Raw genomic sequence first — 16825 nt, 5'->3', positions numbered from 1 at the left:
TCAGCCGTCCAGCCGGCGGACCATGTTCATGATCGTCTCGACCTGGGCGCCGCCCTTGATCGGATAGTTGGTCCCACCGAGGTAACCCCACCAGTCCCAGCAGCCGTTCGGGTTCGCCCCGGACGGGATCGCCTGCGGGTAGAGCACGATGAGCCGGTTCGTGTCGGCGTACTGGTTGAGGTTGGCCCGGTCGACGAAGGCGGTGCCGACCTTGGCATAGCCCTGTAGGCAGCCGTGCAGGGCGACCAGCAGCCGGCAGGTCTGCCCGGCGGCGCACGTGCTCGGGACGTACGCGAAGCCGTTGGCGTCCATGCTCAGGCCGTTGGCCCAGCCGTTCACCGCGAAGGTGTCCTGGCTGAACCGGATCAGCGTGCCGCCGAGCGGGCCGGTGTTCCGCGCGGCCACCGAGCCGAGGAGCTTGCCGAGGAAGGCGCCCTGCGGGTCGGTGCCACAGTCGTTCAGGTACGGCGAGGCGGTCGCGGTGCAGCCCACCGTGCCGTACGGGGTGACCCAGGCGTGCCCGGCGGCGCTGCCGGCGTCGTACCGCACACTGGCGCCGAAGTCCTGGTAGTAGCGGGCCAGGTCGTCGGTGACGGACTTCTTCACCGTGCTGTCGCTGCCGCCGTGGTAGACGTACACGGGTTGGCCGGCGAGGTTGCCGGTGCCGTCGATCCAGCCGTACGACGCCCAGGTGCGGGTGTAGCTCTCCAACGTGGACAGATACGTCGGGTAGCTGTTGTCGCCGCAGCCGTAGAGCGCCTGCGCGACGTTGTTCTGCGCGCAGTAGTACGGCCCGGCGGCGAAGATCGCGGCGCCCCGGATCCGCGCCGAGTAGGCGACCTGGAGCTGAGTGGCCAGGTACCCGCCGGAGGAGACCCCGGCGACGTAGACGGCGGAGACGGGGTAGCTGCGCAGCGACCCCGCGACGGGGGTCTTCGTGTACGGCGTGCTGGCGGCCCGCGCGGCGGTGGTGGCGGGTAGGACCAGGAGCAGGGCCGCGGCAAGGGTGGTGGCGGCTTTCCACGGTGTCTTCATGGCGTTCTCCCGTTCGGAGCGCCGGCGACCAGCCGGCGTGCCAGGACGCTAGCGTGATATCGACCACAGCAGATATCCGGTCGGCCGACACCTGCGCGGCGTGGGCAATGTGGCTGGGCCACCCGAAATCCGGTTGGCGGGTGCCAGGGCGGGATTTAGCCTGTCGGCACGTCACTCCGACAGGTCGAAGAGGGTGTTTTTGTGCCGGTGCCCAGTGTGCTGATCCGAGCCGTCCGTCGTCAGCCCCGCCGCACACCGACCTCGACCTCCTGGAGTCACCGACATGGATCTGCCACGTAGTTTCGTCATCCGCGAGGGCGACCTCCGCATCCTCAACCCGTTCGACGCCGGCAAGCTGGCCACCCTCGGGCGGGCCCTCAAGCTCCGGCCCGGCACGTCGGTCCTCGACCTGTGCAGCGGGAAGGGCGAGCTGCTCTGCACCTGGGCCCGCGACCACGGCGTGGTAGGCACCGGGGTGGACATCAGCACGTCCTTCACCGCCGCGGCCCGGGGTCGGGCGGCCGAACTGGGCGTCGCCGACCGGGTCCGGTTCGCGCACGGCGATGCCGCGACCTTCGTACCCCCGGAGCCGGTCGGCCTGGCCGCCTGCGTCGGTGCCACCTGGATCGGCGGGGGTGTTCCCGGCACGATCGAGATCCTGGCGCGCAGCCTGCGACCCGGCGGAATGCTGCTCGTCGGGGAGCCCTACTGGCGGCTCGACCCGCCGGACCGGGAGACCGTCGAGGGGTGCCACGCGGAGACGAAGGAGCAGTTCCGGGACCTGCCCGGTCTGGTCGGGCTCTTCCGCGAGTGCGGGTGGGACCTGGTCGAGATGGTCCTCGCCGACCAGCACAGCTGGGACCGGTACGCGGCCGCGCACTGGCTGAACCTGCGCCGCTGGCTGGACGCCAACCCGGACGACGAGCTCGCCGGAGAGCTGCGCCAGGAGTTGACCGAGGATCCCCTCCGCCACGTCCGCTACCAGCGGGAATACCTCGGCTGGGGCGTCTTCGCACTGATCCGGCGCTGAGCGCTCGGACCGGCCCCGGCACTGCTGGCCGAGGCCGGTCCGACCACGCCCCCCGCACACCGGGAGGTGGGTTCCGGCGGTCGACCCGTCCGGTTGGCGGGTGCTACGCGGGGTAAAGCGGGATCATGGGTCAGCTCCGGACGTCACCGCCACCGCCGCAGGCCACCGAACTCGAACGGTGGGACCTCCGCACGGCCGCGGAACTACGCGCGCTGCGGGCGTCGCTGCGCGCGGCGCTGACCCGCTACGGCCTGGCCCAGAGGGAGGAACTCGACGAGGTGCCCGGCCTGGTCGTCCTGGTCGCCACCGAGCTGGCGAGCAACGCGCTGCGGCACGGCATCCCGCCGACCATCGTCACGCTGCTCGCCGCCGACGACTGCTTCATCCTCGACGTCGCCGATCACGACCTGGCCACCGTGCCCGAGCTGGCCGACACCCAGCCGCTCGACTCGGGCGGCCGCGGGCTGCTGCTGGCGCACTCGGTCTCCCTCGCCGTCGGCTGGTACGCGACCGAGGACACCAAGAACATCTGGGCGTCCTTCCCCCGCTGACCCGCCCACGAGTCAGCCGCGCTCACCGCCAGCCGTGCGTCGGCTCGTAGCCGAGCACCCGGCGGGCCTTGTCGATGGAGAGCAGCGTCTCGTTGCCGGTCAGCTCCCGGCGTAGCGGCACGTCCGGGAAGACCTCGGCGGCCAGCTCGGCGCTCGGCCGGCTCATCACCGTGTCGGCGTTGGCGATGATGAAGACGTCCATCCCGGTCGCCTCGTGCGCCAGCGCCCGGCGGACCGCCTGCGCGCCGTCCCGGGCGTCGATGTAGCCCCAGGCGTTCCATGAGCGCAGGCGCGGGTCGGCGTCGTACCCCGGGAAGGCGGCGTAGTCGGCGGGCTCCATCACGTTGGAGAAGCGCAGCCCGATCGCCTTGAGCCGGGGCTCCCAGCGGCAGAACTGGGCGACCAGCTGCTCCTCCAGGTGCTTGGCCAGCGCGTATGACGTCTCCGGTCGGGCCGGGTACTCCTCGTCCACCGGCAGGTACGGCGGCGGGGTCTCGAACGGCAGGCCGAGCAGCGTCTCACTGGACGCCCAGACCACGTTGGTGATGCCGACCGACCGGGCCGCGGAGAAGACGTGGTAGCTGGCGGTGATGTTGTTCCGGAAGGTCACCGCGTTCCCGGCCACGCCCGGGCCCGGAATGGCGGCCAGGTGCACCACCGCGTCGACTCCGGAGTAGCGCTCGTCGATGCCGGTGAACGCCTCCAGCACCTGGCCCTGGTCGGTCAGGTCGATCCGGGTGAACGGACACCGCTGTTCGGCCGGCGGGACCAGGTCCAGGTTCACCACGTCGTACCCGTGGTCGACCAACTCCGCCACGACGGCCCGGCCCAGCTTGCCGCTGCCCCCGGTGACCACGACCCGACTCATCCGGTGCCCCTCTCCGCCCGCCGCGCGGACCCGCGGTCCATCTCACCACCACCGTGGGCGCGGCGCCGAGCGGGGCGGCCCAGTCCGCGGCCGGTGGTGAGGCCGGTCACGCGTCGGTGGGCCCCGGACGCCGGTACCGTTCGGGGCGGGTGTGCACCTCGCCACCCGAGGTCGGCCGCACCGGAACGACCGTGGAGAAGGGGACCCACCGTGCCGGACGCCGACACCCTGGTCGCCGACGCCCTCGCGGCGTCGCGCGGCACCGACGTACGCGAGGCGGAGCGCGCGCTGGACCGGCTGGTGGTCGGCGACGGCCCCGCCGTGGACGCCGCCCTCCTGGCCCGCCTGGTCCGCGGCGTCGGCCGGCTCTGGCCGCGCGGCTGGCAGCCGGCCGACCTGGACCGGATCGCGGCCCGCCGGCTCGACCCGCGCGCCGCCCGGCTGGTCCGGACGGCGGTCGCGGCCCAGCGCGCCGGCCTGCCCGCGCCCGTCCCGGCCTGGTTCGACGAGCAGGTGGCGGAGCTGGACGCCGGCTGGGACAGCGCGCTCGACTGGCTGAACCGGTGGGCCGCCCGGCAGGGGGTCGACCGGATCACCGCGCTGCGCGACGCGGTGGACGCCCTCGCCCTGGTCGCGGGGCTGCCGCCGATCGCGCTGCTCCGCCCGCCGCCCGGCGGTCCGGCCGCCGTCCCGCGGGTGGCCGCCATGCCGTCGGGGTCGCGGATGCTGGACCGGGTACGCGCGCTGCTGGCCAAGGCCGAGTCGACCACCTTCCCGGCCGAGGCGGAGGCGCTGACCGGCAAGGCGCAGGAGCTGATGGCCCGGCACAGCATCGACACCGCCCTGCTCGACGCGACCGCCGAGCGGCCGGACCAGCCGGGCGGGGTACGGCTGAGCACCGACGCCCCGTACGCGGCCGCGAAGGCGCTGCTGGTGCAGGAGGTGGCGGCGGCCAACCGGTGCGAGGCGGTCTGGTCGGACGACCTGGGCTTCGCCACCGTGCTCGGCTTCCCGGCGGACCTGGCGGCGGTCGAGCTGCTGCACACCTCGCTGCTGGTGCAGGCCACCGCGGCGATGCTGCGCGGCCGGGGCGAGCGGCGGGCCAACGCCGGCAGCCGGCGCACCAAGGGCTACGACGAGTCGTTCCTCAACGCCTTCGCGCTGCGCATCGGCGAACGGCTCCGGGCCGCCACCGAGGCGGCGAACCGGGAGGTGGCCGAGGAACGCGGCGACGACCGGCTGCTGCCGGTGCTCGCCGCGCGCTCGGACGCCGTCCGGGAACGGCTCGACACGCTCTTCCCCGGGGTCACCCGGCACCGCCTCCAGGTGCGGGACGCGGAGGGCTGGTCCTCCGGCACCTCCGCCGCCGACCGGGCCTCGCTCGACGCGGGCGCGCCGCCTCGCCGGTCGGTCCGCGGCCGCGGCTGACGACTCTCCCGGATTCTTCGGGTGAGGATGTCGGGTACGGCGCCTCGGCTCCGACCCCTCACCGAGAGGCGCCGCCACCGGTGGCCCCAACCCGAGGAGTCCGTCATGAAGTACATGCTGCTGATCTGGAACCGTCCCGGCTTCGTCGAGGAGCTCTCCGAGCAGGAGCGAAACGCCATCTTCGGCGAGGTCGACGAGGTCATGAAGGAACTCACCGAGTCCGGCGAGCTGGTCGGCGGGCAGGCGCTCGCCGACCCGTCGCAGACCCGGACGGTCCGCTCCGTCGGCGGCCGCGCGGAGATCACCGACGGCCCGTTCCTGGAGAGCAAGGAGCAGTTCGCCGGCTACCTGATGGTCGACTGCGACAGCCCGGAGCGGGCCGCCGAGATCGCCGCCCGTTGGCCGGACGTCCGGCGGGGCGTCGGCGTGCTGGAGGTGCGGCCGATCATGGACGAGGCCGGGACGGAGCTGTGACCGCTGCGGACCACGCCGTCGGGGACCTGCTGCGCACCCTCGCGCCGCAGGTCCTCGCGGTCCTCGTCCGCCGGCACGGCCAGTTCTACGCCTGCGAGGACGCGGTGCAGGAAGCGCTGCTCGCCGCGGCCACCCAGTGGCCCGCGCAGGGCCTGCCCGAGCACCCCCGGGCGTGGCTGATCACCGTGGCGACCCGCCGCCTCACCGACGAGTGGCGCAGCGAGCGGGCCCGCCGGGACCGCGAGGTGGCGGTGGCCGTACGCGAGCCGGCGTACGCGGCGGTGGCGCCGCCCGCCGACGAGGAGCCGCCCAGCGGGGACGACACGCTGGCGCTGCTCTTCCTCTGCTGCCATCCGGCGCTCACCGGTTCGGCGCAGGTGGCGTTGACGCTACGCGCGGTGGGCGGCCTGAGCACCGCGCAGATCGCCCGCGCGTACCTGGTGCCCGAGGCGACCATGAGCCAGCGGATCCGCCGGGCGAAGCAGCGGATCGAGGCGGCCGGCGCCCGCTTCGCGCCGCCCTCCCCGGCCGACCGGGACGACCGGCTGCAGGCCGTGCTGCACGTGCTGTATTTGATCTTCAACGAGGGTCACACCGCCTCCAGCGGCCCGGACCTGCACCGCGCGGAGTTGACCGGAGAGGCGATCCGGCTGACCCGGGAGCTGCGGCGGCTGCTGCCCGGCGACGGCGAGGTCGCCGGGCTGCTGGCGCTGATGCTGCTCACCGACGCGCACCGGGCGGCCCGGAGCGGCCCGAGCGGCGAGCTCGTCCCGCTGGCCGAGCAGGACCGCGCGCGCTGGGACCGGGCCGAGATCGAGGAGGGGGTCGCCCTGGTGACCGAGGCGCTGACCTGGTCACCGCCCGGGCCGTACCAGCTCCAGGCGGCGATCGCCGCGGTGCACGCCGAGGCGGCGTCGGCGGCGGAGACCGACTGGCCGCAGATCGTCGCGCTCTACCGGCTGCTCGCGCGGATCGCGCCGAACCCGATGGTCACCCTCAACCAGGCCGCCGCGGTGGCCATGGTGGACGGTCCACGCGCCGGGCTGGCCCTGCTGGCGCCGCTGGACGCCGACGAGCGGACGGCCGGGCACCACCGCCTCGCCGCGGTCCGCGCCCACCTGCTCGAGCTGGCCGGCGATCGGCCGGCCGCGCGGGCCGCGTACCTGGCGGCCGCCCGGGGCACCACCAGCCTGCCCGAACGCCGCTATCTGGAGGTACGGGCCGCCCGGTTGGCGGCCGACCGATGAGTTCCGCCGCCGACGGGAGTCCACCGCACATGGGAAACGTGACGAGTCAGCTGTCGATGTCGTTGGACGGGTTCATCGCCGCCCCGGGCCAGAGCCGGCAGGACCCGCTCGGTCGGGGCGGCCTGCGGCTGCACGAGTGGTTCTTCGCCACCGAGAGTTGGCGGGACCGGCACGGGCTGGCCGGCGGCGCGCGGAACGTCGACGCCGAGGTGGTCGACGAGATGACCCGCGACCTCGGGGCGTACGTGATGGGACGCCGGATGTTCGGCGGCGGCGACGGACCGTGGGACCCGGACTGGACGGGTTGGTGGGGCGAGGACCCGCCGTTCCGGGTGCCGGTCTTCGTGCTGACCCATCACCCCCGCGAGTCGCTGGTGATGCGCGGCGGCACGGAGTTCCACTTCGTCACCGACGGCATCGAGGCGGCGCTGGAGCGGGCCCGGGCGGCGGCGGGCAGCCGGGACGTGGCCGTTGCCGGCGGCGCGAGCGCGGTGCGGCAGTACCTGACGGCGGGGCTGCTGGACACGCTCTGGCTGCACCTGGTGCCGATCGTGCTGGGTGGCGGCACGGCGCTCTTCGACGGGGTGGGGGACGTCCGGCTGGCGCCGGAGCAGGTGGTCGCCGCGCCGACGGTCACCCACATCCGCTACCGGGTGTCGCGCTGATCAAACGGGAGTCGACATTCCGATCTGGACGGTGGGGGCCGTGCGCGGCTTGCCGGCGCGGGTTCAGGACGGGCGGTGGGCCGACCGGCCGCGGTGGACGCACGGTCAGGCGTGGCACCGGTCGGTGAGTCGCGGCGGAATGCTGACGAAGGTGGAGCTGAGCCACTTCACCGGCGCGGACGATCGGGCACCGGCGTCGATCCGGTCGGCCGTGTCGGTGATCAGGGCCTTGATCTCGGGGTCCTGCGCCCGGGTGGCCTGCCCGCGTACGTCGTCGGCCAGGTCGGCGAGGTTCTCCTTGAGCTGGGCGGAGACCTGCTCCGGGGTGAGTTCCCCGCGGGTGGCCGCCGCCGAGTCGGCGGCGATCTTCCGGCTACCGGCGATGATCAGCTTGTCGACGCTGGTGCAGACGGCCAGGGTGTTCGCCGCCGTCACCGGCGAGGCCGTGGCGGTGACCGCGGGGGTGCCGGTGGGCAGGGCCGTGGCGCTGGGCGCGGCGGCCGTGCTGCCGGCCGGTGCGGCGCTCTCGCCGCCGGTGGACTGGCAGGCCCCGGCCAGCGCGGTCAGGGTCACCAGGGCGGCGGTACGGATCGCGGTGTTACCGGACATCGTTCTCCCCGTACGGTCGGCGGGCCGAGGTCGGCCCTCGGTGGACCGGGGCTCACTGTCGTGCTGCCGCCCGCGCCCCGACCGGATCGAGCGGCGACAGATCATCCTGCCAAGGAGGTGACCCAGCGGCAGAACGCACCCCCGGACGGTACGCCGACCGGGCGCGCCGCACGCCGGGCCGGCGGTCGCCGGCCCGGCGTGCGGTGAGCGTACGTCAGCTCTTGAAGGCGTCCTTGATCTTCTCGCCGGCCTGCTTGAGCTTGGCGCTGGCCTGGTCGTTGCGGCCCTCGGCCTCGAGCCGCTCGTCGTCGGTGGCTCGCCCGAGACCCTCCTTGACCTTGCCCGCGGTGTTCTCGGACGCGTTGTCAATCTTGTCGTCGATACCCATGCGAACCTCCATTCAGCGGTTGTCGCTACGCCCCTGAAGTACCCCGGCCGCCGTTCGCCCAACCCTGCGTCACCAGCGGGTGTGCGCGCCGACGGGTGCGGCCGGGTGCCGGTCAGCCGACCGGGCGGAACCGGCGCAGCCGCAGGCTGTTGGCCACCACGAACACCGACGAGAAGGCCATCGCGGCCCCGGCGATCATCGGGTTGAGCAGACCGGCGGCGGCCAGCGGCAGGGCGGCCACGTTGTAGCCGAAGGCCCAGAACAGGTTGCCCTTGATGATCCCGAGGGTGCGGCGGGAGAGCCGGATGGCGTCCGGCGCGGCCGTCAGGTCACCCCGGACCAGGGTCAGGTCGGACGCCTCGATCGCCACGTCCGTACCGGTCCCCATGGCCAGCCCCAGGTCGGCCTGGGCCAGCGCGGCGGCGTCGTTGATCCCGTCACCGACCATCGCCACCGTCCGCCCCTCGGCCTGGAGGCGCTTGACGACGGCCACCTTGTCGGCCGGCAGCACCTCGGCGATCACCTCGTCGATGCCGACCTCGGCGGCCACCGCCTTCGCCACCGTGGCGTTGTCCCCGGTGAGCAGCACCGGGGTCAGCCCCAGCCCGCGCAGCCGGGCGACCGCCGCCGCGCTGGTCGGCTTGACCACGTCGGCCACCGCGAGGACGCCCCGGGCCCGGCCGTCCCAGCCGGCCACGACGGCCGTCCGTCCGGCGGCCTCCGCGTCGGTCACCGTCCGCGCGACCTCCGCCGGTACGTCGAGACCCCGCTCGCGCAGCAGCCGGAGCCGCCCGACCACCACCTCGTGGCCGTCGACCGTGCCGGTCACGCCGAGCCCTTCGACGTTGGCGAATCCGGCCACCGCGGGCAGCGCCCCCGCCTCGGCGGCGCCGACGGCGACGGCCCGGGCGACCGGGTGCTCGCTCGCGGCCTCCAGGGCGCCGGCCAGCCGGACCAGCTCGGCGCGCTCCTGGCCGGCGGCGGGCTGCACGTCGACCAGGGTCATCTTGCCGGTGGTGACGGTGCCGGTCTTGTCCAGCACCACGGTGTCCACCTGCCGGGTGGACTCCAGCACCTCCGGGCCCTTGATCAGGATGCCGAGTTGGGCGCCCCGGCCGGTGCCGACCAGCAGCGCGGTCGGGGTGGCCAGGCCGAGGGCGCACGGGCAGGCGATGATCAGCACGGCCACCGCGGCGGTGAAGGCGGCCGTCGCCCCCGCACCGGTGCCGAGCCACCAGCCGAGGGTGCCGACGGCCAGGGCGATCACGATCGGCACGAAGACCCCGGAGATCCGGTCGGCCAGCCGCTGCACGGCCGCCTTGCCGGTCTGCGCCGCCTCGACCAGCTTCGCCATCTGGGCGAGCTGGGTGTCCCCGCCGATCCGGGTGGCCCGGACGACCAGCCGGCCACCGGCATTCACGGTGGCACCGACCACGTCGTCGCCGGGGCTCACCTCGACCGGGACGGACTCGCCGGTGAGCATGCTGGCGTCAACGGCGGAGGTGCCCTCCTCGACGACCCCGTCGGTGGCGACCTTCTCACCGGGCCGGACCAGGAACCGGTCTCCCACCGCGAGCTGGTCCACCGGGATCCGGGTCTCCTGCCCGTCGCGGAGCACCGCGACGTCCTTGGCGCCCAGCTCCAGCAGGGCGCGCAGGGCGGCGCCGGCGGTCCGCTTGGCGCGCGCCTCGAAGTACCGGCCGGCGAGGATGAAGACGGTCACCCCGGCCGCCGCCTCCAGGTAGATGTTGCCGGCGCCGTCGGAGCGGGTGATGTCGAAGCGGAACGGGTGGGTCATCCCCGGCAGCCCGGCGTCGCCGAGGAAGAGCGCCCACAGCGACCAGCCGAACGCGGCCAGCGTGCCCAGCGAGACCAGGGTGTCCATGGTCGCCGCGCCGTGCCGCAGGTTGATCAGCGCGGCCCGGTGGAACGGCAGCCCGCCGTAGACCACGACCGGGGCGGCCAGGGTCAGCGACAGCCACTGCCAGTAGTCGAACTGCCAGGCCGGCACCATCGCCAGCAGGATCACCGGCACGGACAGGGCGACCGACACCCAGAGCCGGGTACGCAGCCCGCGCAGCTCGTCGACCGGCGCGGCCGCGGGTTCCGTCCCCGCGGGCGCCGGCGGCGGCGGCACGACGGCCGTGTAGCCGGTCTTCTCCACCGTGGCGATCAACTCGGCCGGGCTGACCGCGTCGGCGTACCGGACGGTGGCCTTCTCGGTGGCGTAGTTGACGGTGGCCTCGACGCCGTCCATCCGGTTGAGCTTCTTCTCGATCCGGGCGGCGCAGGAGGCGCAGGTCATGCCGCCGATCGCGAGCTCGATCAGGTTCGGGGCGACCGGCAGGGACTTGGCGGTCGATGTCATCGCGGCACCTCCTGTCAGTTGTGCCCGTGCCCGGGCGTGCCGTGCCCGGCGTCGGCGGTCGGCGTGCTGGTCGGAGTTTGCGTCGGCGCGGCGGTCGGGGTGCCCGGCTCGCCCGCGACGACGGTGAACTCGGCGGTGTGCACGGCGTCGCCGTGCCGGAAGTCCAGGTAGAGGCGGTAGCTACCGGCCGAGGGGACCTCCGCGGAGAAGGTGACCGCCGGGCCGGCCGGGGTCCGCCCGTCGCCGGGTGCGCCGTGCGGGTGCACGTGCAGGTACGCCAGGTCGCCCTGCCGCAGCGCCACCAGGTGCCCGTACGCCCCCAGGTAGGGCTGGAGGTCGGTGACCGGCTGCCCGTCCCGGCTGACGGTCAGGGTCAGTTCGGTGGTGCGGCCCGGCTGCGGGACGCCGGCCAGGGTGACGGTGTATCCGTCGACCGTGACGCTGGTCGCCGGCGCGGGCAACGGCCGGGAGTCCAGCGGCCCGGGGACGGTCACGTCGACCCCGAGGGTCAGCGGCTCCCCGCCGGTCGGCGTGAAGTCGGCGAACGCCCGCCAGACGCCGGGGCCGGCGAGCGGCGAGCCGACCCGCCAGGTGCCGTCGGCGGCCAACTCCGGGTGGACGTGCTGGAAGCCGGAGAGGTCGCGGCGGGCGACGATCAGGTGCATCCGCTTGTCGTGCGCCACGTCGTAGCGGGTGACCGGCGCACCGTCCGGGCCGGTGATCCGGAAGGCGAACTCGCCGGTCGGCGCGGTCACCGGCTGCAGGGTGTAGCCGCGGTCGGAGACGAGCAGCCCGCCGGGCAGGTGCTCCGCCGTCGCGCCGGGGTCGGCGTCGTGACCGCCGTGGCCGGTGTCGGCGGGGTCGTGCCGGGCCTCGGCGGCGGGGGCGACGGGGCCGGCCACCTGGCCGACCCCGTACGCCGCGCCGAACACCGCCGCGAGCCCGAGGGCGAAGCCGCTCAGCTTCGTCGCCGTGTTCATGGTGTTACCTCGGTTTCTGTGGGTCGCCGGACCCGTCACGCCCCGACGAGGTCGTATCCGGCCTCGTCCACGGCGGCGCGCACGGTGTCCGTGTCCAACGGGCTCTCACTGGTGACGGTGACCCGACCGGAGGCCAGGTCCACCTGGACGTCGCTGACGCCCGCGATCGCGCCGACCTCGGCGCTCACCGAGTTGACGCAGTGCCCGCAGGTCATGCCCTGCACCTGGTACGTGGTGGTGACCATCGCAACTCCCCTTCCGCGCTTGCCATCCTACTCTTCGGTTACCTCTACCCCGTGGGGGTATCGGCGACACCGGAGGACCGTAGCATACCCCCGAGGGGTACGCTATCCTGGATCGCATGACCGCACCGACGACCCCGACCCGGGGCTACACCGCCAGCAAGGACCAGCTCCTCGCGCGGCTCCGCCGTATCGAGGGCCAGGTCCGCGGCATCGAGAAGATGGTCGACGACGACCGGTACTGCATCGACGTGCTGACCCAGATCTCCGCCATCCAGGCCGCCCTCGACAAGGTGGCGCTCGGCCTGCTCGACGGCCACGCCCGGCACTGCATGCACGAGGGCGCGGCCGAGGGACGCGCCGATGAGATGGCCTCCGAGATGATGGCCGCCGTCGGCCGGCTGATGAAGCGGGGCTGACCGGGACGGACGGCCCGCATGTCGGGTCTTCCGACCCGGCGCCGCCGGCCCCCGAGCGTCGTAGTTTCGGTGGTGGCGACCGGTACCGGCGCCCCCGGCGCACCGGACCGGCCGACCCTCGAACCGACGGGAGGGCGGCCATGATGGGGTACGGCCCGATGATGGGCTGGATGTGGATTTGGTCGCTGCTGGGGCTGGCGGTCCTGGTGGTGCTGGTCTGGCTGGTGGTCCGGCTGACCGGCGGGCGCCCGGACGGGGCTGACGGATCGTCGGCCCGGCGCATCCTCGACGACCGGTACGCCCGGGGCGAGATCGACGAGGAGGAGTACCGGCGCCGTCGCACCGGCCTGACCTGACCGGCGCCTCCGCGCCGGCAGCGCCCCCGTCGATCCGCTGCCCCGCTCACCGGCGCGGACCCGGCCGACGCCGCCGGGTACCCGGACCGCGCACGGTCCCGGCACCCGGCGGTCGGGCTCAAAGCCGGTCGAGGATCTTGTTCATGGTGTCGATCTCCGCCTGCTGGGCCGCGACGATCTGCTGGGCGAGCGCCTTCGCGTCCGGGTTGACGCCTTCGGCCAGCTCGTCCTTGGCCATGGTGATGGCGCCCTCGTGGTGGGCGATCATCATGGTCAGGAACTGCCTGTCGAAGTCGGCCCCGGTCGCCGCGGTGAGCTTGGCCATGTCCGCGGCCGACATCATGCCGGGCATGCCGTGCGCCATCCCCGGCATCCCGTGACCGGCGCCGGCCGACGGGGTCGGTCGGCCCCAGGCGGTGAGCCAGCCGGTCATGGTGGCGATCTCGGGCGCCTGGGCCGCCCTGATCTGCCCGGCCAGCTTCTTGAGCTCCGGGTCGGCAGCCCGGGTGTCGGCCAGCCCGGCCATCTCCACGGCCTGCTGGTGGTGCGGGATCATCAGCTGGGCGAACGTCACGTCGGCGGTGCCGAAGGACGCGGTCGCGCCGGCGGTGGGCGTGCCGGTGCCGCCCATGCCGGGCATGTCGTGGCCGGAGCCGGCGGTCGAGTGGTCGGTGCCGCCGCAGGCGGCCAGGGCGACGGCGACGAGAGCGGTCGCGCCGGCCAGGGCGGCACGGCGCGCGACGGTGCGAGTGAACATGTGGCAGACCTTTCGGTGTCGGAACGTACGCAGCGGACCCGGGACGCGGGTGACCGGAGCGGTCAGCCGCGCCAGGCGCGTCCTATCTGCGCAGCACCGACGCCGTCGCCAGGCGCAGTCCGAGCGGGCGGGGCGGCGGCGCCCGCGGCCCCGGGGAGAGCCGGACCGAGCCGCGGGCGGCCGGGCCGACGGGTCGCGACCCGAGCCGCAGCAGCACGGCGACGAGCAGCGCCACGGCGAACGTGCCGAGCACGGCCAGACACACGCTCCAGCCGGACAGCTCGCCGCCGAGGTGCCCGAGCGGGAGCACCGCGTCGGGCCGGCAGCCGTCGCCAGGGCAGCCGGCGGCCAGCGCCATGCCGGCCGGTGCGGCGACGTGCTCCGCCGCCGGGTGGCCCGTCCGGTGCCCGGCGGACCCGGGCCCGCCGGACCCGTGCGCGCCGTGGCCGAGGGTGTGCATGGCGGCCAGCCCGATCAGCGTGCAGAGCAGCAGCAGGAGCCGGACCCACCGCCCGGTCGTCACCGCCGCCGCCGTACGCACGACGACCACGGTAGCGGGCCAGGCCGTACCGTCCGGGGGGAAGCCCGATTCGCGGTGCGGCGGGCCTCGTCCCCGGCCATCCCACCGTCGCCTGGCTACCATTCGGGCGACGACCGCCGGCCACCGCGTCAGCGCGGGCGCCCGGTCCGGTGAACCGGCCGGCCCGGTGACACGTATCCCGCCTGAGAATCGTTGGGAGAATCGCCATGGGCGCCGACCACACCCGTCCCGCTCCGTCCGCCCCGCCGCGGGTGCGACGGATCCTCGTCGCCACGGTGGTCCCGCTCTTCGTCCTCACCGTGGTCGCCACCCTGCTGCTCTGGCCGCGGCACACCCCGGAGCCGGCACGCGCCGCCGACGTGCCCCGCTACCACGGCACGGTGACCCGGGTGGTGACCGAGCCGTGCCCGGCCGCCGCCGAGACGCCGGACGGGGCACCGGGCGGTTCGGCGGGTCCCTGCGGGACCGTCACGGTCCGGGCCGAGCAGGGTCCGGATGCCGGTCGCGAGGTGCCGGCGCCGGTGCCCGCCGGACCAGGCGCGCCCCGGGTCGAGGTCGGCGACAAGATCGTCCTGGTGGAGCTGGTGGATCCGGCCGACCCGGCGACGAAGAGCTACAACATCGCCGAGCACCAGCGCGGCACGCCGCTGATCTGGCTGGCGGCGCTCTTCGCCGTCGCGATCGTCGCGTTCGGCCGCTGGCGGGGGCTGGCCGCGCTCGGCGGCCTGGTTGCCAGCTTCGCCATCCTGCTGGGCTTCGTGCTGCCCGGGATCGGCGCGGGGCAGCCACCGCTGCTGGTGGCGATCGTCGGCTCGGCGTTGATCATGTTCGTGGTGCTGTACCTGACGCACGGAATCAGCGCGCAGACCTCGGTGGCGGTCCTCGGCACCCTCGGCAGCCTGGTGCTGACCGGCGTCCTCGGCACGATCGCCACGGCGGCCACCCACCTGACCGGGTTCGGCAGCGAGGACGCCACCACCCTGTCGATGTTCCAGCGCGACGTCGACCTGCACGGGCTGCTGCTGGCCGGGATCATCATCGGCTCGCTGGGTGTGCTGGACGACGTCACGGTCACCCAGGCGGCCACCGTCACCGAGCTGGCGCACGCGAATCCCGGGCTGTCCCGGCTCCAGCTCTACCGGGCGGCCACCCGGGTCGGCCGGGCGCACATCGCCTCCACGGTCAACACCATCGTGCTCGCGTACGCGGGCGCCTCGCTGCCCCTGCTGCTCCTGCTCGTCGCCGACTCGCGGGCGGTCAGCGAGATCCTCACGAGCGAGTTCCTGGCGCAGGAGATCGTCCGGAGCGCGGTGGCCACGCTCGGCCTGATCGCCGCCGTCCCCCTGACCACCGGCCTGGCCGCGCTGGTCACCACCGCGGGCCGGGGCGGGACGGCGCCGGCCGACGGGCCGCCGTCGCGTCCCCCCGCGGAGCCGGACGCCGCGCTGGCGGCACTCGGCACCCGCCGCACCGGCACCGACCCGGGCTGGACCGGACCGCGGAGGAGCACGGACACGGCATGGTGACACTCCGGAGCGTCACCGCCGGCGTCAGACGCGACGCTGGTCACGGAGCGGAACGGCGAATTACCGTTTTTAGTCGGCTTACGGACGTAGATCCCGGGGAGGACTCTCGGGTAACCTCGCTGCCGGTCACCGCCGAAGGCGCGCAGCGGCGCCTGCGGTACCGCCGCCCAATCGCCCCACGGCGAACCGGGGACCCAGGTACATGGGGTGAATCCGCGACAGCGGTAGGGACCACTTCCGTCCCGAACCCGTCAGCTAACCCGGTCGGCGGTCGACGGAAGGGACAACTGTGACGGCACCCCTGCGCCGCTGGCTGACGCCCGTGGTGGCCGTGCTCACCGCGTTCGCCATCGTCATCGGCCCGGCTCCGGCCAGCGCGGCGCCGACGACGCCGCCCACCCCCTCGGGGCACGCGGAGGACGGCGACGACAAGCTCATCACCGACGTCATCGAGGCCGCCAACCGCGGCTACCTCCAGGCGAAGACCCGGCTGGCGAAGTCGAAGCGGCGCCAGCTCCAGCTCGCGCTGGAGGTACGCGCCGCGCAGGCCCAACTGGACGCGCTACGTCCGCAGGTGACCCAGATCGCGGCGCAGTCGTACCGGACCGGCCGGATCGGCGCGATGGCGATGCTGCTGGAGAGCAACAGCCCGGACTCGTTCGTCCGGCGGGCCGCCGCGCTCGACGAGCTGAACACGGTCAACGCGCAGAAGCTCGCTGCGGTCACCGCGGCCAAGAACCGCGCCCAGCAGGCCAAGCTCGCGCTCGACACCGAGGTACGCGCGCAGCAGAAGCTGACCAACGCGATGGCCCGGGACAAGGTCGAGGCGGAGAGGGCGCTCGCCCTGGTCGGCGGCAAGGGCTTCACCGGCGGTCTGGTGTCGGCCACCTCGCCGGTCGCCCGGATGGGTCCGGGCCGCACCGCGGACGGCGACTGGAAGCCGGAGTCGTGCACCGAGAACGACCCCACCACCTCCGGCTGCATCACGCCCCGCACCCTGCACGCCTACAAGGAGGTCAAGCGGGCCGGCTTCAACCGCTTCGTCGGCTGCTACCGCCCCGGCGGGCCGTGGGAGCATCCGAAGGGCCGGGCCTGCGACTGGTCGTTGCAGAACAGCGGGTTCGCCCCCTGGCACAACAACGACACCCGGATGTACGGCAACAACGTCGCCGCCTTCCTGATCCGCAACGCCGACCGGCTCGGCATCTACTACGTGATCTGGAACCGGCAGATCTGGTTCCCGGCCACCGGCTGGAAGTCGTACAGCGGACCGTCCGACCACACCGATCACGTGCACATGTCGCTGCTCTGACCGATGACGTACCGGCCGAGGGGCCGCCC

General features: G+C 74.1%; 19 protein-coding genes and 1 riboswitch. Of the genes, 10 read left to right on the top strand and 9 right to left on the bottom strand.

Going from position 1 to position 16825, the window contains the following annotated elements; all coding sequences use genetic code 11:
- Window positions 1-1035, bottom strand: a complete 1035-nt coding sequence (locus I8N68_RS22710; RefSeq protein WP_200213729.1) for an extracellular catalytic domain type 2 short-chain-length polyhydroxyalkanoate depolymerase — start codon at window positions 1033-1035, stop codon at window positions 1-3.
- 283 nt (window positions 1036-1318) lie between these two features.
- Between I8N68_RS22710 and I8N68_RS22705 the strand changes: the two genes are divergently transcribed.
- Complete coding sequence (locus I8N68_RS22705; RefSeq protein WP_200213727.1) at window positions 1319-2065, top strand: class I SAM-dependent methyltransferase; 747 nt, start codon at window positions 1319-1321, stop codon at window positions 2063-2065.
- Window positions 2066-2190: 125 nt separating this feature from the next.
- On the top strand, window positions 2191-2616 hold the full coding sequence (locus I8N68_RS22700) for an ATP-binding protein (RefSeq protein WP_200213724.1): 426 nt from the start codon (window positions 2191-2193) through the stop codon (window positions 2614-2616).
- Between the two features lie 22 nt (window positions 2617-2638).
- On the opposite strand, the gene I8N68_RS22695 is transcribed toward I8N68_RS22700, so the two are convergent.
- Window positions 2639-3484, bottom strand: coding sequence for an NAD-dependent epimerase/dehydratase family protein (locus tag I8N68_RS22695; protein WP_200213722.1), 846 nt, complete (start codon window positions 3482-3484; stop codon window positions 2639-2641).
- 210 nt (window positions 3485-3694) lie between these two features.
- On the opposite strand from I8N68_RS22695, the gene I8N68_RS22690 reads away from it, so the two are divergent.
- The 4 genes from I8N68_RS22690 (at window position 3695) to I8N68_RS22675 (ending at window position 7298) form a co-directional block, all read left to right on the top strand.
- Window positions 3695-4912: a DUF2786 domain-containing protein gene (locus I8N68_RS22690; protein ID WP_200213720.1), complete on the top strand. Its 1218-nt coding sequence runs from the start codon at window positions 3695-3697 to the stop codon at window positions 4910-4912.
- A gap of 105 nt (window positions 4913-5017) precedes the next feature.
- Window positions 5018-5386 (top strand): YciI family protein, encoded by a 369-nt coding sequence (locus tag I8N68_RS22685; protein WP_200213718.1) that lies wholly within the window; start codon window positions 5018-5020, stop codon window positions 5384-5386.
- Window positions 5383-6633, top strand: a complete 1251-nt coding sequence (locus I8N68_RS22680; RefSeq protein WP_200213715.1) for an RNA polymerase sigma factor — start codon at window positions 5383-5385, stop codon at window positions 6631-6633. The genes I8N68_RS22685 and I8N68_RS22680 overlap by 4 nt, the downstream gene beginning before the upstream one ends.
- A gap of 29 nt (window positions 6634-6662) precedes the next feature.
- Window positions 6663-7298, top strand: coding sequence for a dihydrofolate reductase family protein (locus I8N68_RS22675; protein ID WP_200213712.1), 636 nt, complete (start codon window positions 6663-6665; stop codon window positions 7296-7298).
- 105 nt (window positions 7299-7403) lie between these two features.
- Here the strand turns inward: I8N68_RS22675 and I8N68_RS22670 are convergent, their stop codons facing one another.
- From I8N68_RS22670 to I8N68_RS22650, 5 genes are all read right to left on the bottom strand, one after another.
- On the bottom strand, window positions 7404-7907 hold the full coding sequence (locus tag I8N68_RS22670) for a hypothetical protein (RefSeq protein WP_200213709.1): 504 nt from the start codon (window positions 7905-7907) through the stop codon (window positions 7404-7406).
- Window positions 7908-8121: 214 nt separating this feature from the next.
- Window positions 8122-8295 carry a CsbD family protein gene (locus I8N68_RS22665; protein WP_200213707.1) on the bottom strand — a complete coding sequence of 58 codons (174 nt, stop codon included), beginning with the start codon at window positions 8293-8295 and terminating at the stop codon, window positions 8122-8124.
- A 112-nt stretch (window positions 8296-8407) separates the two neighbouring features.
- Entirely contained in the window at window positions 8408-10663 is a 2256-nt protein-coding gene (locus I8N68_RS22660) for a heavy metal translocating P-type ATPase (protein ID WP_200213705.1), read from the bottom strand.
- Between the two features lie 14 nt (window positions 10664-10677).
- The gene (locus tag I8N68_RS22655) at window positions 10678-11643 is read right to left on the bottom strand and encodes a DUF8832 domain-containing protein (protein ID WP_200213703.1); all 966 of its coding nucleotides are present in this window, start codon (window positions 11641-11643) and stop codon (window positions 10678-10680) included.
- Window positions 11644-11678: 35 nt separating this feature from the next.
- Complete coding sequence (locus I8N68_RS22650) at window positions 11679-11888, bottom strand: heavy-metal-associated domain-containing protein (protein WP_200213701.1); 210 nt, start codon at window positions 11886-11888, stop codon at window positions 11679-11681.
- 116 nt (window positions 11889-12004) lie between these two features.
- Here I8N68_RS22650 and I8N68_RS22645 point away from each other — a divergent pair, with 116 nt between their 5' ends.
- Window positions 12005-12304 (top strand): metal-sensitive transcriptional regulator, encoded by a 300-nt coding sequence (locus I8N68_RS22645; protein ID WP_130331164.1) that lies wholly within the window; start codon window positions 12005-12007, stop codon window positions 12302-12304.
- A gap of 140 nt (window positions 12305-12444) precedes the next feature.
- Window positions 12445-12660 carry an SHOCT domain-containing protein gene (locus I8N68_RS22640; protein WP_200213698.1) on the top strand — a complete coding sequence of 72 codons (216 nt, stop codon included), beginning with the start codon at window positions 12445-12447 and terminating at the stop codon, window positions 12658-12660.
- Between the two features lie 118 nt (window positions 12661-12778).
- Here the strand turns inward: I8N68_RS22640 and I8N68_RS22635 are convergent, their stop codons facing one another.
- On the bottom strand, window positions 12779-13417 hold the full coding sequence (locus I8N68_RS22635; protein ID WP_200213696.1) for a DUF305 domain-containing protein: 639 nt from the start codon (window positions 13415-13417) through the stop codon (window positions 12779-12781).
- An 82-nt stretch (window positions 13418-13499) separates the two neighbouring features.
- Window positions 13500-13958 (bottom strand): DUF6153 family protein, encoded by a 459-nt coding sequence (locus I8N68_RS22630; protein ID WP_200213693.1) that lies wholly within the window; start codon window positions 13956-13958, stop codon window positions 13500-13502.
- Between the two features lie 206 nt (window positions 13959-14164).
- On the opposite strand from I8N68_RS22630, the gene I8N68_RS22625 reads away from it, so the two are divergent.
- On the top strand, window positions 14165-15484 hold the full coding sequence (locus I8N68_RS22625) for a YibE/F family protein (RefSeq protein WP_200213691.1): 1320 nt from the start codon (window positions 14165-14167) through the stop codon (window positions 15482-15484).
- 154 nt (window positions 15485-15638) lie between these two features.
- Window positions 15639-15770, top strand: a riboswitch (cyclic di-AMP (ydaO/yuaA leader).
- 3 nt (window positions 15771-15773) lie between these two features.
- On the top strand, window positions 15774-16796 hold the full coding sequence (locus I8N68_RS22620) for a coiled-coil domain-containing protein (protein WP_200213689.1): 1023 nt from the start codon (window positions 15774-15776) through the stop codon (window positions 16794-16796).
- The last annotated feature ends 29 nt before the right edge of the window (window positions 16797-16825 follow it).

The sequence above is a fragment of the Micromonospora coerulea genome (assembly GCF_016598485.1).
In the GTDB taxonomy this organism is placed as follows: domain Bacteria; phylum Actinomycetota; class Actinomycetes; order Mycobacteriales; family Micromonosporaceae; genus Micromonospora; species Micromonospora coerulea.
Note: the sequence above shows the minus strand (reverse complement) of the source record. Positions and strands in the feature narration are given on the sequence as shown.